Annotated in this window: 14 protein-coding genes and 1 pseudogene; 7 read left to right on the top strand and 8 right to left on the bottom strand. The window is 69.4% G+C overall.

What is annotated here, in order from left to right:
• Positions 1-38 precede the first annotated feature (38 nt).
• Positions 39-203: a hypothetical protein gene (locus tag BIV25_RS48525; RefSeq protein ID WP_107486645.1), complete on the top strand. Its 165-nt coding sequence runs from the start codon at positions 39-41 to the stop codon at positions 201-203.
• A 57-nt stretch (positions 204-260) separates the two neighbouring features.
• On the opposite strand, the gene BIV25_RS41230 is transcribed toward BIV25_RS48525, so the two are convergent.
• A complete protein-coding gene (locus BIV25_RS41230) occupies positions 261-656 on the bottom strand; it encodes a hypothetical protein (protein ID WP_371273132.1) in 396 nt (131 codons plus the stop codon).
• Between the two features lie 539 nt (positions 657-1195).
• On the opposite strand from BIV25_RS41230, the gene BIV25_RS41235 reads away from it, so the two are divergent.
• The 5 genes from BIV25_RS41235 to BIV25_RS41255 all read left to right on the top strand — a co-directional run bounded on the left by BIV25_RS41235 (position 1196) and on the right by BIV25_RS41255 (position 3482).
• Entirely contained in the window at positions 1196-1693 is a 498-nt protein-coding gene (locus BIV25_RS41235; RefSeq protein ID WP_143076790.1) for a hypothetical protein, read from the top strand.
• 147 nt (positions 1694-1840) lie between these two features.
• Positions 1841-2071, top strand: a complete 231-nt coding sequence (locus BIV25_RS41240) for a hypothetical protein (protein WP_071377707.1) — start codon at positions 1841-1843, stop codon at positions 2069-2071.
• Positions 2061-2318, top strand: a complete 258-nt coding sequence (locus tag BIV25_RS41245; protein WP_071377708.1) for a hypothetical protein — start codon at positions 2061-2063, stop codon at positions 2316-2318. Before BIV25_RS41240 ends, BIV25_RS41245 begins: the two co-directional genes overlap by 11 nt.
• A gap of 345 nt (positions 2319-2663) precedes the next feature.
• Positions 2664-3038, top strand: a complete 375-nt coding sequence (locus BIV25_RS41250; protein ID WP_071377709.1) for a hypothetical protein — start codon at positions 2664-2666, stop codon at positions 3036-3038.
• 240 nt (positions 3039-3278) lie between these two features.
• Positions 3279-3482: a cold-shock protein gene (locus BIV25_RS41255; RefSeq protein WP_071377710.1), complete on the top strand. Its 204-nt coding sequence runs from the start codon at positions 3279-3281 to the stop codon at positions 3480-3482.
• Positions 3483-4368: 886 nt separating this feature from the next.
• Here BIV25_RS41255 and BIV25_RS41260 read toward each other — a convergent pair.
• Together BIV25_RS41260 and BIV25_RS41265 are read right to left on the bottom strand one after the other, a co-directional pair.
• Positions 4369-4866, bottom strand: a complete 498-nt coding sequence (locus tag BIV25_RS41260; RefSeq protein ID WP_071377711.1) for a hypothetical protein — start codon at positions 4864-4866, stop codon at positions 4369-4371.
• 213 nt (positions 4867-5079) lie between these two features.
• Entirely contained in the window at positions 5080-5655 is a 576-nt protein-coding gene (locus BIV25_RS41265) for a TetR/AcrR family transcriptional regulator (protein WP_107486647.1), read from the bottom strand.
• A gap of 92 nt (positions 5656-5747) precedes the next feature.
• Between BIV25_RS41265 and BIV25_RS41270 the strand changes: the two genes are divergently transcribed.
• Positions 5748-6578 (top strand): oxidoreductase, encoded by an 831-nt coding sequence (locus BIV25_RS41270; protein WP_071377713.1) that lies wholly within the window; start codon positions 5748-5750, stop codon positions 6576-6578.
• 363 nt (positions 6579-6941) lie between these two features.
• Here BIV25_RS41270 and BIV25_RS41275 read toward each other — a convergent pair whose 3' ends face one another.
• The 5 genes and pseudogenes from BIV25_RS41275 to BIV25_RS41290 all read right to left on the bottom strand — a co-directional run bounded on the left by BIV25_RS41275 (position 6942) and on the right by BIV25_RS41290 (position 12869).
• Complete coding sequence (locus tag BIV25_RS41275; RefSeq protein ID WP_071377715.1) at positions 6942-8378, bottom strand: serine hydrolase; 1437 nt, start codon at positions 8376-8378, stop codon at positions 6942-6944.
• A gap of 288 nt (positions 8379-8666) precedes the next feature.
• Complete coding sequence (locus BIV25_RS54810) at positions 8667-9146, bottom strand: helicase associated domain-containing protein (protein ID WP_079177215.1); 480 nt, start codon at positions 9144-9146, stop codon at positions 8667-8669.
• Complete coding sequence (locus BIV25_RS48540; RefSeq protein ID WP_256257130.1) at positions 9115-9654, bottom strand: hypothetical protein; 540 nt, start codon at positions 9652-9654, stop codon at positions 9115-9117. Before BIV25_RS48540 ends, BIV25_RS54810 begins: the two co-directional genes overlap by 32 nt.
• A gap of 7 nt (positions 9655-9661) precedes the next feature.
• On the bottom strand, positions 9662-10645 hold the full coding sequence (locus BIV25_RS41285; RefSeq protein WP_071377716.1) for a TniB family NTP-binding protein: 984 nt from the start codon (positions 10643-10645) through the stop codon (positions 9662-9664).
• A gap of 113 nt (positions 10646-10758) precedes the next feature.
• A pseudogene (locus BIV25_RS41290) lies at positions 10759-12869 on the bottom strand (transposase).
• Positions 12870-13034: the final 165 nt, after the last annotated feature.

The following is a 13034-nucleotide window of genomic DNA, read 5'->3' on the forward strand; positions in this document are numbered from 1 at the left end:
ATCCATAAGCGCAGTGTGCTTGGGCGATTGAGCGCACGTTGAGCTGGCTGGTCCGCTCGCGTCGTCTGGTGCGCGACGTCGAGACGCTGCCCGAGATGCACGAGGCCATGGTGCTGTGGTCCATGACCATGCTGATGAGCGCCCGTCTGGCCGGGCGCCGCCGGGACGCCTTCCTCACGCGGCCGCCGGCACCGGCTCCTTGACCAGGGTGAACAGTCCCGGCTCCGTCTCGGTGGCCCAGCCCCGCGCTGTCAGCCGCTTCAGCCGCGAGCGCACCCCCTCCACCCGGGCCGGAACCGCCGGCTCGCCCAGTGCAACCGCGATCTGCTTCGCCCGCATCCCGCCGCGGCCTCCGGCACGGCCAGAACCGACAGGATCCGCTGGTACTCCGGCGCAAGCACCGCGGCGTCGACGCCCTCGACGCGATGCGGCACCGTCGACCCGGTTACCGCGGCCACCCGGACCCGCCCCGCCTGCTCGGTGGCCGGCTCGGCCAGCACCTCGGTGACGGTCTCACGGGCCTGGCCGAGACGGTCGAGCTGCGCTTCCGCCGCGCTGAGCGCGGCCGAGATCCGCTCGGCCTCCTCGCGCAGCCGGGCCACCTCTTCGCGGACCTTCTTCTCCCGGGCCTCCAGCAGACCGATCACCGACGGCATCAGCCACCTCCACGAACGTGACGCGAGCAACGAACGCTCGAACTATCCCGCTACCAGCCGGAGTTCATGCCCCACCAGCACAAACCCAACGATCACACTCGGAATGCGGATGGCTTCTCAGTTCGAAACGGCGGAGCCGGACCAGATCGGCTGAGACAGCATCCGGCATTCACCCGCCCGGGACCACATCACCTGAGATTCCTGATATCTCCACGTCTCAACTGAACTGGTCGCCGCACGTCAGCGGCCCGACGCCGAACCAGATCATTTAAGACGGGACACTCTGTGCGGGTGGTGTCCTGTGCCAGGGAAGGTTGAGCGCGTGCCAACAACCTTGACGGGCGCGCGTTTGTGACATCGAAGGTTAAGCGCGCAGGTCAGACGCCCCGCGTGCGGCATCCAACCACGGGCTCGGAGTTCGCCGGGATACGAGGCCACGAAGCGGCGCCGATGCGTGGGCGCGTGGCCTCTCCAGTTGCCTCTCGCGCGAGGCTTCCAGACGTCAGAATTCTCCTGTGGACTCAGGGGTGGCAGCAGTCATGGGTGCAGCCGTGGGAGTGGTGGGTACTACCCTCGCGGCTGCTGTTGCAGGCTTATCGGCTCAGCGGCAGGTCAGGGCGGAGCACCGGCACTGGCGCCGACAGCTCCGCCGCGACGCTTACTCGGCGTTCACAGCCAAGGCGGACGAGCTGCACAGGGCGTTGAAGGAGATCAATGCCAAGCTGGTCACGCCGGCACCGGATCTCGATGCCCTGCGTGAGAGCCTGGCTGGCGCTCGCGGATTGCTGCACGGCGCACTCGCCGATGCTCAAGCGACGGTGGAGATCGAAGGCCCAGAGAAGCTGGCACGCATGGCGGAAGAACTGTCTCAATCGCTCTCGGCCTGCGTCGCCGCCATCAGCGCGGCCACCATCGGGCAGGGCGCCGGTGGCCCCTCCGCTGTGACAGAGCCCCAAGGCGCCAGACGGTTTTTGGACCACGCTTCGTCGAAGCGCACCCAGTTCGTTGATCACGCGCGAAGGACCATCGACGTGTGAAGCTAGCCCCCCCGCGCCCGTCGCTGCCTGGGTCTCCTGGGTCCCTGGTCCCGGCCGACTGCGCCGGGTTTCGTCCGTACCGTCCCAGAGCGCCCCGCCCCGGCGCTACCGTGAGGACACACGCCAGCAACTGCCCAGGAGCCTCGGATGAGTCAGCAGCCGGCCCCCGTGCCCGACCGTCATCCCCTCGATGAGAACGCCGCCGCGGCGGTGCGCGCGTACGCGGCCGACCAGCGGGCCCGCGTCGACGTCCTCGCCTCGGTGCTGGAGGACATCGCGGAGAACGGCTACCCGGCCGCGGAGTCCGGTGTGCTGTGGGAGGAAGCCCGCGACGCCCACCTGGAGCGCCTCGCCGGCGAGCAACCCCGTGTCGCCTGAACACGGGCCACGCCGGTCCCAGGTCGTCCTGGTGGAGCCCGCGCTGAGCCAGCTGGCGAAGCTGACGGCAGCCGAGACGCACCGCCTGGACCGCGCGATCGTCGCAATCAGCGTCAACCCAGAGCTGGGCACCCGGGTACCCGACACCCTGCTGCGGGACTACATGGACGATATCGACGGGGTCCGGGTGATCTACTACGTGACCGCCCTCCGGCAGATCACGATCGTGGCGTACGTCGAAGCCTGATCAAGCAGCAGCGCCCCGGACCGGGTCGGGTCCGGGGCGCTGCTGTGTCTGCTGCTCTGTTGCTGCTACGGGTGGTGCGGGGTGCCGGAGAGCGATGACATTCGAAGGTCGGCCCCTGCCGACCATGGACCGGCTCGCGAGGGACATCGAGACCGCATTCCTCAAGAGGGGCATGCGGAACCCGGCCACCTACCCGTCGTACAAGCGGTGAAGCTTCGGGGCAACGACCTCGCGGACGGCCGTGTCGGTCCTAGCTCCGCTCGTCACGGTCCGGCAACACGGCCGCACTCTGCGCGTACACCTGCCACCGTGGGCACACTTAACTCAGCACCGACAAGGGGGCCCATGCGCCGCTACATCCTGCCCATCGCCGCCATCCTGCTGACGACCGCCGCGTGTGGCAGCGGCAAGCCCGTGCCGACCGTCGACGGCAACGTGCCGACCGGTAAGCAGGCCGCATCGCCTTCGGCCTCGTCCTCGGCGAGCGCGCCGAAGACGCCGGCTCCGGCCCAAACCCTCCCGGCGGGTAGCTGGTGCGCGAACACCACGCATGCGGGCGACGACGTCTGCAAGTGGAACCCGAGCGAGAGCCGCTTCCCGACGCTCCCGTCCGGGAGCGAGTGGGACTCCTACATGAGCAGCGGCATGGGTGACGTCTGGAAGCAGTTGTGCGAGGAGAAGAACCCGGCCTCTGCGTGCGAGGCGACTCCTAGCCGATGACCCCACTGTCGGCGGCGCACGGTCGATCCACGGGGGCGGTTGGCGTCGTGAGTCTTTGTGGCCGTGCTCCACCATCCGGTGTAGCGTCGTATGCAGCAGTCGTGGTTCCGAAGTCCCGTTCGCCCGTGATCGCAGTCACGGGCGTTTTTGCTGTTCAGCGCCTCTCCGGACCAGGGCGATCACCTCCGGGTCCCGCACGGTGCGGGGCCCGATACGAGTCCCTTTGAAGGAGACAGGCACATGGCTACCGGCACTGTGAAGTGGTTCAACGCCGAGAAGGGCTTCGGCTTCATCGCCCAGGACGGCGGCGGTCCCGACGTCTTCGTCCACTACTCCGCCATCAACTCTGGCGGTTTCCGGTCTCTCGAAGAGAACCAGGTGGTGAACTTCGACGTGACCCAGGGTCCGAAGGGCCCGCAGGCGGAGAACGTCACTCCCGCCTAGCAACGCCACGGCGAGCCCCGGCCAGTGCATCAACCGGCCGGGGCTCGCCCGTTTCGCCCCGCCTCCAGAGCTGTACGGTCCGGACGGCGGGGCGTCGTGCTGTGCGCGGCTGGATACCTTGGTGACGTCCCGCCGATGAGGGTCTTCGGGACTCGCCGGGGCCTCGGATGGGGGTCGGCTCCGCCATGACCGGGACCCGTGTGCGAGGGCGCGACCGAAGCGCAGGCCATAGTGCGTCGTTCGTGTGGTCACCCTTTCGTAGCTCTCGCCGGTCTGCACGGTTGTGAAGGCGAGGATCGGTGGCGTGCAGATGACTGATTCGTTCTCCACGGCAACCGCTGCTGTCGCCCCCGTGATTCTGATCGCCTCGGCACTAGTGTCGACGACGGCGTAATTCCCCACGTGCAGCGTCACTTTCCCCAGGCAAGCGTTCGAAGGCGCGGCGAGGTTGTGCGCAGCCCGCCCGCCTGGGCAGTGTTGTGGGTCGTGGTGGCTGTCGGGCGGGCCGGGGAAGAGCGGCGTCCCCCTGGTCGCGGAGGTGCAGCGCCGGGATCCCCATAGGGAATTGTCTGGCGCCGCAGATGGGGAATATCGCCGTCGTTCACAACAGGTCACCGCCTACCAGAAGGCGATTCAGGAGTGGTCGGCCAGCTTGGTTCAGGAACTTGAACCAAAACTCCTACCGTTGCTGGATCTCTCCCCCGATGACCGCCGAGCGACGCTGAAGAGGCTGGTGAAGGACCACTTGGAGAGCCTCGGACCTGGCGCGCTGAGAGCAGCTGTCCGGTACTGGCTGGGCTACGTCTGGGCCGGAATCGTGCTTGGGCAGGCCGTGGTCACGGCTCTCTGTTTGGCGTGGCTAGGGGATCCTAAGCACCCGGCGGAGTCACGAGCTCTGCTGGAGTCGCTCTGCGGCCTGAGCAGGGGTGTCGTAGTAGCCAGGCCGTGCCAGCAGGACCGAACTGAAGTAGTAGCCCTGCTCTTCCTCTGGCTCGTCGTCGGCCGCGAACGGGCGCCAGAAGCTCAGGAGCAGGTCAGAGGCGACGAAAGACGCCGGGTCGTCGGGGTCTGCCTCAATCGAGGTGTACTCGCCCATGCGTTGCACCAGCTCGCGGGCCGGGATCGCGAACACGTCCAGGCCCCGGAAGATGACTCGGTCTGTCTGAGTCGACGGCCTCCCAAGCTCAATGGCTCCGAGCATGTCTCGCATGCAGTGGATGCTGATCATCAGTCCACTGGGACGGAAGATGTGCTGACCCGGCCGGTCGGACTCCGAGACCGCGGAGAGATCGCGGAACGAATCCAATGCCGCGTTGGCCGATTGCCGTGTCATACCGATCCGCAACGGGCCAACGCCGCTTGGTGGGGCGAGGTCGAAGTCCATGCGGGCATGATCCCAAACCGGTCTGTCAACGGGGCAGGAAGGGCCATCCAGTCCTGAGACATTACAGATCGTGACTGCTCCACAGAAGCTGGACCAGAACTCGAGTTGCGACAGCGGATGTACGCGACTTCGAACAGCACCCTGGCTCGGCCGTTGTTCGATGTTCACGAGAAGCGACAGCACCGTCTGACCCGAGGTCCGAGGCTTCCGGCGTCAGTTCCCTGCTTGCCGGCCCCGGGTGGTGAGCCCCGGCGTGACAAGGGCGAGCCAGCGGGCGCGGGCCGCGGGTGGCTGGTCGGTGGGCGCGGTGGAGAACAGCAGGTAGATGTCGTTGACGGTGACGTCGGGGTGGATGTCGCCGTCGGCCTGGCCGGCGCGGATGAGGGCGGCGACAGCGGCACCGGCGCGGTCCTCATCAGCGCGGTCACCCGGCTCCGCGCCCAGGGTCTGGGCAGCGGCTTTGACGGCGCGGTCGGTCACCGACGCCTCGACGATACGGCCGAGGAACCCGGTCAGCTCGTCCACAGCATGGGCGCCAGCCTCGACACGGCCGAGCGCGGTCTCGGCGTCGTCGGCGACGCGGGCGACGTAGGCGGCGACGACCGCCGCGACCAGGTCCGTCTTGGTGGGGAAGTGCCGGTACAGGGTGCCCACGGCCACGCCCGCCGCGGCGGCGATCTCGTCCATGCCGACCTCGGGGCCGTGCGCGGTGATCTGCTCGCCGGCGGCGGCCAGGATCTTCTTACGGTTGCGGACCGCGTCGGCGCGCGGCGCCCTGGCTGGGGTCACGGGAGGTGTCTGCCCTTCCACTTGCATCAATGTGAACCTAGGTTCAGTATAGATGGTGAACCATAGTTCATCTTATTTGTGAGGACTCCGCCATGCCTGCCAAGACCGCCCTCGTCACCGGTGCCTCCTCCGGCATCGGTGAGGCCACCGCCCTCAAGCTCCACGAGCTCGGCTACACCGTCTACGGGGCCGCCCGCCGCACCGACCGGCTGCAGAAGCTGGCCGACCGCGGCATCCGGCCGCTGGCGATGGACGTCACCGACGACGACTCCATGCGCGCCGGCATCGAGAAGATCACCGCCGAGACCGGCCGCATCGACGTGCTGGTCAACAACGCCGGCTACGGCTCCTACGGCGCTCTCGAAGACGTCCCCCTGGACGAGGCCCGCTACCAGTTCGAGGTCAACGTCTTCGGCGCGATCCGCCTGACCCAGCTCGTTCTGCCCCGAATGCGCGCCCAGCGATCCGGCACCGTCCTCAACGTCACCTCGATGGGCGGCAAGATCTACACCCCGCTCGGCGGCTGGTACCACGGCACCAAGTTCGCCCTGGAAGCCCTCAGCGACTGCCTGCGGCTGGAGGCCAAGCCCTTCGGCGTCGACGTCGTCGTGATCGAACCCGGCGGCATCGCCACCGAATGGGGCTCCATCGCCGCCGACAAACTCGAGAAGTCCTCCGCCGACGGCGCCTACGCCGCGCAGGCCGCCGCCGTGGCCTCCTCCCTGCGCTCCGAAGCCAACACCAACCGCAACTCCCCGCCCAGCGTCATCGCCGACGCCATCGCCAAAGCCGTCACCGCACGCCGCCCCAAGACCCGCTACGCCACCGGCTTTGGCGCCCGACCCCTCATCGCCCTGCGCCGCATCCTGCCCGACCGCACCTTCGACACCGTCATCTCCCGCGCCGTCGGCATGCCCCGCTGAACCGTCCGGGAAGCACGCACAACGGGCAGGGTGCTGTCGAATCTCGTGAACTGTTCGATCCACCGTGACCGCCCAGGTGCCTCCCGAAGTCGCCTACCAGTGCCGCCCGTAACTCGTGAACAAAGCCACGATGAAGTGCCCCGGGTCGGCCAGGGCTCACGTGCACCGCTGCGCCGCCACCAGGACCTCCTTCGCGTCCAGCGCCGGTGCCAGCCTCTCCACAGGAGTCTCCCTCGGGGCGGGCGGCTCCGGTTGCTGGAGATGGGCGACCAGCAGGGCGTTGGAGGTGGCGCGCCCGCGGTGCGCGGCGGTGGTGTCGGCGATACGCAGCAGGTCGCCTTCCAGCGGTTCTTCCGGCCGGGCTCAATCCGACCGCACCGGGGCTCGCATGGCACGTAGCGGTCCTGCGTGCAGAGGACCCGTTCGCCAGCGCGCTGAGAACGTCCGGTCGCTGAGGGAACAGGTCACCAGCAGGTGGTGCGGCGTCTCCAGGAAGCCCACGTCGACGGCCAGGGTGTCGGTGCCGGTCCAGCCGCCGCTCACGGCGGTGGGTACGGGCTCTTCGTGCACGGTCCAGCCGTCGCCGAGCGGCAGGTCGAGCTGGTCGCCGTTCTCGGTGAGGGTGAGCGTCCACCCGTGCGGGCCCTTCGTCGTCTCGGCCGCGGTCAGTCCCGGCTGGTCCGGGCAGTCACCGCCGTACGGAGTGAACGCAGCTCCGTCCCAGTCGCCGGACCGCGCCGGGGGAGCGGGTCTGCCCGCAGCGGGGGGCAGGGCGAGCCGTGCCAGCCGCTCGGCCAGGGCGGCATCGCCGCTGCCGAGCAGCGGCCGGGGACCGAAGGCGGGCAGCAGGTGCTCCCAGACCAGGTCAAGCACGGCCTGCATCTGAACGGTCTGCGCCGTGATCGCCACCACCGCGTCCTGCTCGGGCAGCACCACGCAGAACTGCCCGTACGCCCCGTCGCCTCGGTAGCCGTACCGGGACATCCAGAACTGCAGGCCGTAGCCCTGCTGCCAGTCCGACCGCGCCGCCTCGGGCGTTGCGTCGCCGGTCGCGACGTGGGCGCGTGTCGCATCGGCGACCCAGTCCTGCGGCAGCAGCTGCCTGCCCTGCCACGCTCCGCCGCGCAGGTACAGCTGGCCGAGCCGGGCGACGGCGTCGGTGGTCGCGTGCAGGCCGCTGAAGCCCAGCTCGCGACCGCTGCGGTCGCGCAGCCATGCCACCTCGCCGATGCCCAGCGGATCCAGCAGCCGCGGCCGCAGGTAGTCGGTCAGCGACTGCCCCGTGACCCGCTGCACGATCGCGGCGAGTGTGAACGTGGCGGGCTGGTTGTAGGCGAACACCGTCCCCGGCTCGCTCTCCGGAGGCAGCAGTAGGAATCCTCGGACCAGGTCCTTGGGATCGAGCGCGCGGGCCCGGCCGAGCGTGTCCGCGGTGTGCCCGCTCGCCATGGCGGCCACGTGTCGTACCCGCATGGCTCGGCTGCGCGGGTCGGTGATGTCCGCCGCGAACTCGGGGAAGTACGAGATCACCGGGTCGTCCAGGCGCAGCAGACCCTCGGCGGCGGCGAGGCCCGCGGCCGTGGAGGTGAAGCTCTTGCTGAGTGAGTACAGCAGGTGGGGGCGCTCGGGCGCGTACGGCGCCCACCAGCCAGCGGCGACGAGCCGGTCGTGCCGCAGGAGTATCACACTGTGCGGTTCGATGTCGGGGGCCGCTTCGAGGGCGTCGAGGAAGGCGTGTACGCCGGTGGCGTCGACGCCTTGCTCGGCCGGGGTGCCGATGGGCAGGAGACTCGGACTCATTCCGCCATCCTGTACGTCCGTGTGGTGCGGATCGAGGGGTGGGCGGGCCGTCGGTGGACCGTTTTCGGCCACGTCCTCCGGGGACCGGGCGCTCCACAGTCCCAGCACGTTCCCGGCCGACATGCCGAAGCGCGCCGCGACACGGTTGATCAGCGACGCGGTCAGCTCGCCGGTCAGCGGCACAGTCTGCAACGCCCCTGCTGCCACAGCTCTCCCCGATACGTTCCCCGTTCCTGCCCAGTGCTCTCCCCGGGCGCTCCCTACGCCAGCAGCAGGCTTCTGGGCCGGCTACGCCCAGCGCATGACGATTGCTGTCAGCTGCTCCACCCGTTCTGGTGACAGGCTGGCGGCCCTGCTGCGTTGGTTCCCGATCCACGACCCGAGCTTGAGGTCTCGTTCCTCCTGGTCCCCGTTGTCGCCGGTGAGGATCCGTTCGAGGTGTCCCCTGGGCACTCGAAGGTGTCCTTCGCGTTCGTAGTACTGGCGGGCGGCGGTGTAGTTGAGTGCCCACCGGTCGGAGTGCTTACGGCGCGGAGGGGGCTTCTCTTCCTCGGTTGTGATTGTGGGGTTCGTAGTTGGTGTGGTGAGGGTGGCTTGAGCTGGGGTGTTGTGGATTTTCTGATAGCGATCCCGGCGTCTGGGGGATGTTGGAGGTGCTGTTGATGGGGCATCTGGCCTGTGGTTGTTCTGGGTTTGTTGATAACGGCGGTGTGGTGTTGGTGATGGTGTCTGGCTTCTAAAGGGCTGGTGCTGGTTTGTGCTGGTCAGCGGCTTGTTGTGTGGTCAGGGCTTGTGCGGGCGGTCCTATGCCGGTTCCGGCTGGGGCGGGTTGGCGCCGGTCCAGTACAGGGTGGTGTCGATGTCGCGTGCACTCCAGCCGTCGGTGTGTGCTGAGCCGTGTTGGAGGAGGTCGTCGAGGAGTTGGAGGTAGCGGCCGTAGCGTCCCGGTGTGGGGGTGAAGGGGGAGGCCGGGGGTGTCGCGGGCGGCGGTGACGGCCTGCTCGGTGACGGCTCGTATGTGGGTGTCGGGCAGGGACATGAGGGCTGTCACCCAGCGGGTCTGTGCGGAGAGCCGTTTCCAGACGACGAGGGCTGCGATGTCTGCCTTGCCGAGACTGCCGGTGTGCTCGGTGCGCTGCGCGACGTCGTGGAGGACGTCGTCGTAGTGGGGTGAGACGTCGGCGAGGTAGCTGGCGCGGGCGGGGATCAGGGTGTCCCAGGCCTGCCGGCAGAGGGCGGCGAACTCGTCGCGCGGCGTCTCGGTGGTCGCCTTCATGTCCGCATCATGCCGTTCTGGCCGGTTGGCGGGTTCGGGGGCGCCTTGCTTCTTCGGCGAGGTGGTCGAGCTGGATGGCTTCGAGCGATTTTTTGGTGATGCGTTCGGTGCCGTCGCAGATGGCGGTGATGGCGGCTTGGCGGATGAGGCGGGCGAGGCTTCCGATGCGGCCGGCGGTGCGCTGGTGGAGGTAGGTGGCGTGGCGGGGGAGTGTGCCGGGTGTGTGGTGGGTCGGGTCGAGGGCGGCTTCCATGTCGGTGATGAGGTCGGTGAAGGGGCGGCGGGTGCCGTGGCGGGCGGGGAGGGGGCCGCAGGTGATGAGGCTGGCGCGGCCGGCGAGTTGGGTGCCGCGGACTCCGGTGAACAGGGGCGTTTTGGTGACCTCGATGCCGGTGTAGACGAAGGTCGCTCTGATGCGTTCGGTGAGGTCTTTCAGCAGGTCGGTGGCCTCCGCGCCGGTGGTCGTACGCGGGTTGAGGCGGTGGATCTCGTCGATGAGGATCAGGCGGAGGCCGGCTTGGGTGTAGGTGTGGCAGACGGCTTCGGTGATCTGGGTCTGGGTCATGCGGGTGGTGGTGGGGATGCCGAGGTAGCGGGCGAATTCGGTGGCGAGGGTCTTGGCGGTGGCGCCAGGTGGCACCAGCAGGTACGCGACCGGCACCTGCGGGTGGGCATGTCCGGGCGGGGCCGGGTTCGTGCGGATGTGGGCAAGGTGGCAGGTGCGCTCGACCTCGAGGAGCGCGGTGGTTTTCCCGGCTGCGGCGGGGCCGGTGACGATCAGTGAGGGGCGGGCGGTGGTCTGCTGGTGGCGGCCGAGGAGCATCAGGGTGCGGACCTGGGTGGCGAGGGTGTTGATGGCGGGGGTGCGGACGGTGACGAACGCGGAGTGGTAGGCGAGGCGTTCTTCCGGGCTGCGGGGTGCGTCGCCGGGCCCTGGCGGGGTCTGGGGTGGGGTGGTGGCGAAGTGCTGCCAGCCCTGCCAGGTGGTGATCGGCCACTCCGGTTCGGCTTCGTGGGCGTCCGGTCGAGGGACGTCGGCGGCGGTGCGGGCACGCGGGCTTGTCGGGCTGGGGGAGTGGCTGGCGGTGGTGTGCGGGCGGGTGGTCACCAGTTGAGGGCTTCCTGGGCGGGGTCGTAGAGGCCGAGTCCGGTGTACGGGACGGAGGTGCCGCCGGGTTCGTCCTCGCCGTCGGCCTGCTCCTGGCCGCCGTCCAGGTCGTCGAGGCTGTCGTCGTCGGAGCCGTCGGCCTGCTGCGGGTCCGGAGGGCGGGTGGCGGTCGCGGGCGGGGGTGTTTTCAGTGGTGCGGTGCGGGTGAGCAGGCGCTGTTCGTCGGGTGTGGCGGTGCCGGTGTGGGCGCGGCGCATGAGCTGGTCGAGGGCGTCGGCGAGGTCAGCTTCGTGGGTGTCGCGGTCGCCGTGGCGGGCGGTGATGGTTTTGATGTGCTGCCAGGTGGTGCTGTTGAACGGCTGGTGGATGTGGTCGCGGTGGATCCACGGGATCTCTGTGAGGTGTCCGTCGGGCAGGCGGATCCATACCTGGCGGGCGTCGTGAGGGTTGGTGTGGACTTCCCATCTGCCGCCGCGCGCCGTGACGGGTGAGGGCTGGCCGCGGTAGGGGCAAGACAGTCGTGGTCGTAGGTGCGGTGGTCGATGCGGATGCCGCGTTCGGTGATGGCCTGCCAGCGCACCGGTAGCAGTTCGAGATAGTCGCTGCCGCTTAACGGGAGGGGCACGTGGCCGGCCACGGCGATCAGCGCGGCCCACATCTGGTTCGGTGTCAGTGCCTTCTTCGGCAGGGCCGGGTGGCGCAGGCCTTCGTGGGGGCGGTGGTGGTAGTGGATCAGCCATTCGTCGAGCAGGTCCTGCAGCTGGGGGACGCTGAAGCAGGCCTCGGTTTCGGCAGCGGGTCCGCGGCGGGTGACGTCGGATCCGGTGTAGCCGGGCAGGTGCTGGCAGAGCAGGGCGTTGATGGTGCCGAAGGTGCGCTCGACGATGCCTTTGGCGGCGGGGGCGTGGGGCGGGGTGGGCTGGACGCTGATGCCGAGGGTCTCGCAGGCGGCGCTGAACGCCGTGGACAGGTAGACCTTGCCCCGGTCCACGACGATCGTCTCGGGCACCACGACCGGCCGGGCGGCCGCACCCTGAAGGCGTTTGTCCAGCCCCATCATCCGCTGTAGCTGCGGGAGTTGGGCGTGGGCGAGGCGCAGTGCGTCGGACCAGGCGGGGCGGGCGGGGTGCGGGACGGCCATTTCGGCGAGTAGTAGGGCGGCGTCGACGGCCTTTGTTCCGGCGGGGCGCAGGACGGCGGCGAGGATGGCGCGGGTGGCGACGTCGACGGCGATGGTGAGTTCGGGCCGGCCGGTGGTGCCGTCGTCGAAGACGGCCAGGACGTCGAGGCGGGTGGTGTCGACCTGTGCCTGCTCGCCCGGCCGCAGCGCCACGGTCGGGGTGAACGCCCGTCCGCCGGCGGGGGAGGGAAGAGTTCGGGCGGGGCGGTGGGGGTGTTCGGCGGGACCGGCGAGCTGGTGGACGAGCCGGTAGAAGGTGGCCTGGGAGGGTATCGGCACGGTGCCGCGCCCGTGCCGGTCGGTAGGGATCTGCACGACCAGGGGCGTCAGGCCTTTGACGGTGCCCTTGGAACGGCCGCGCTGGCGGCGCAGCGCTTCCTTGATGGCGGCGATGACGCGTTCGTCGGTGCGCCCGGTAGGCACGGGCCGACGGGTGGTGCGGTGGTCGACCAGCCCCCACAGCCCCTGCTTGCGGTAGGCCAGGCGCAGGCGCTGCACCGTGGTCCGGGAGACAGGTCCGAAGCCGATCGCGGTCAGCTCCGCCGCCTTGGCCTCCTCGCGCTGCGCGAGCGTGAACCGGGCGGGGTCGTACTCGGCCCGGGGCACCCCGCCGCTGTCCGTCCCGCCGGGCAGCCCGGACTCCACCTCGCGGATGTGCCGCTGCCAGGCCAGTGCCTTGCGCCGCGCGTCCTGGGGCGCGGTTTCGAACAGCCCCCACTGCGTCACGGCCTGGGGCATCTCGGCGCCCACGATGGCGAAGGACGGGTCGGCGAACAGATGCCCGGCCACGACCGTCTCGTCTTCGCCTGTCTCACCAGCGAGGTGGACCTGCTGCCCCGCCACAGCGATGACCTGCCAGGTGCGGTCACGGAAACGGACGTGTGCTCCGACCTGCAGCACCGGCCGCCCGCCACGCCGCACGCTCACTACCCATCCCCGCTGCCCGGGCCGCCACGGCCGTTCACCCTGCCGGTGCCGGTGCCGGTGCCGGTGCCGGTGCCGGTGCTGACGAGGACCCGCTCGTTAAGCGGCGTCGCCAGGTCGGTCGTCAGCTTTCCGTGCCACAGGACGTTCCACACCATCAGGACCATG

It is taken from the genome of Streptomyces sp. MUSC 14, assembly GCF_001866675.1.
Lineage (GTDB): Bacteria > Actinomycetota > Actinomycetes > Streptomycetales > Streptomycetaceae > Streptomyces.

Bases quoted from the DNA above. Each gene is read 5' to 3' on its own strand.
- BIV25_RS41255 (WP_071377710.1), top strand. From the start codon at position 3,279: ATGGCTACCGGCACTGTGAAGTGGTTCAACGCCGAGAAGGGCTTCGGC.
- BIV25_RS48540 (WP_256257130.1), bottom strand. From the start codon at position 9,654: ATGAAGGCGACCACCGAGACGCCGCGCGACGAGTTCGCCGCCCTCTGC.
- BIV25_RS41270 (WP_071377713.1), top strand. From the start codon at position 5,748: ATGCCTGCCAAGACCGCCCTCGTCACCGGTGCCTCCTCCGGCATCGGT.
- BIV25_RS41275 (WP_071377715.1), bottom strand. From the start codon at position 8,378: ATGAGTCCGAGTCTCCTGCCCATCGGCACCCCGGCCGAGCAAGGCGTC.
- BIV25_RS41240 (WP_071377707.1), top strand. From the start codon at position 1,841: ATGAGTCAGCAGCCGGCCCCCGTGCCCGACCGTCATCCCCTCGATGAG.
- BIV25_RS41230 (WP_371273132.1), bottom strand. From the start codon at position 656: ATGCCGTCGGTGATCGGTCTGCTGGAGGCCCGGGAGAAGAAGGTCCGC.
- BIV25_RS41235 (WP_143076790.1), top strand. From the start codon at position 1,196: ATGGGTGCAGCCGTGGGAGTGGTGGGTACTACCCTCGCGGCTGCTGTT.
- BIV25_RS41250 (WP_071377709.1), top strand. From the start codon at position 2,664: ATGCGCCGCTACATCCTGCCCATCGCCGCCATCCTGCTGACGACCGCC.
- BIV25_RS41260 (WP_071377711.1), bottom strand. From the start codon at position 4,866: ATGGACTTCGACCTCGCCCCACCAAGCGGCGTTGGCCCGTTGCGGATC.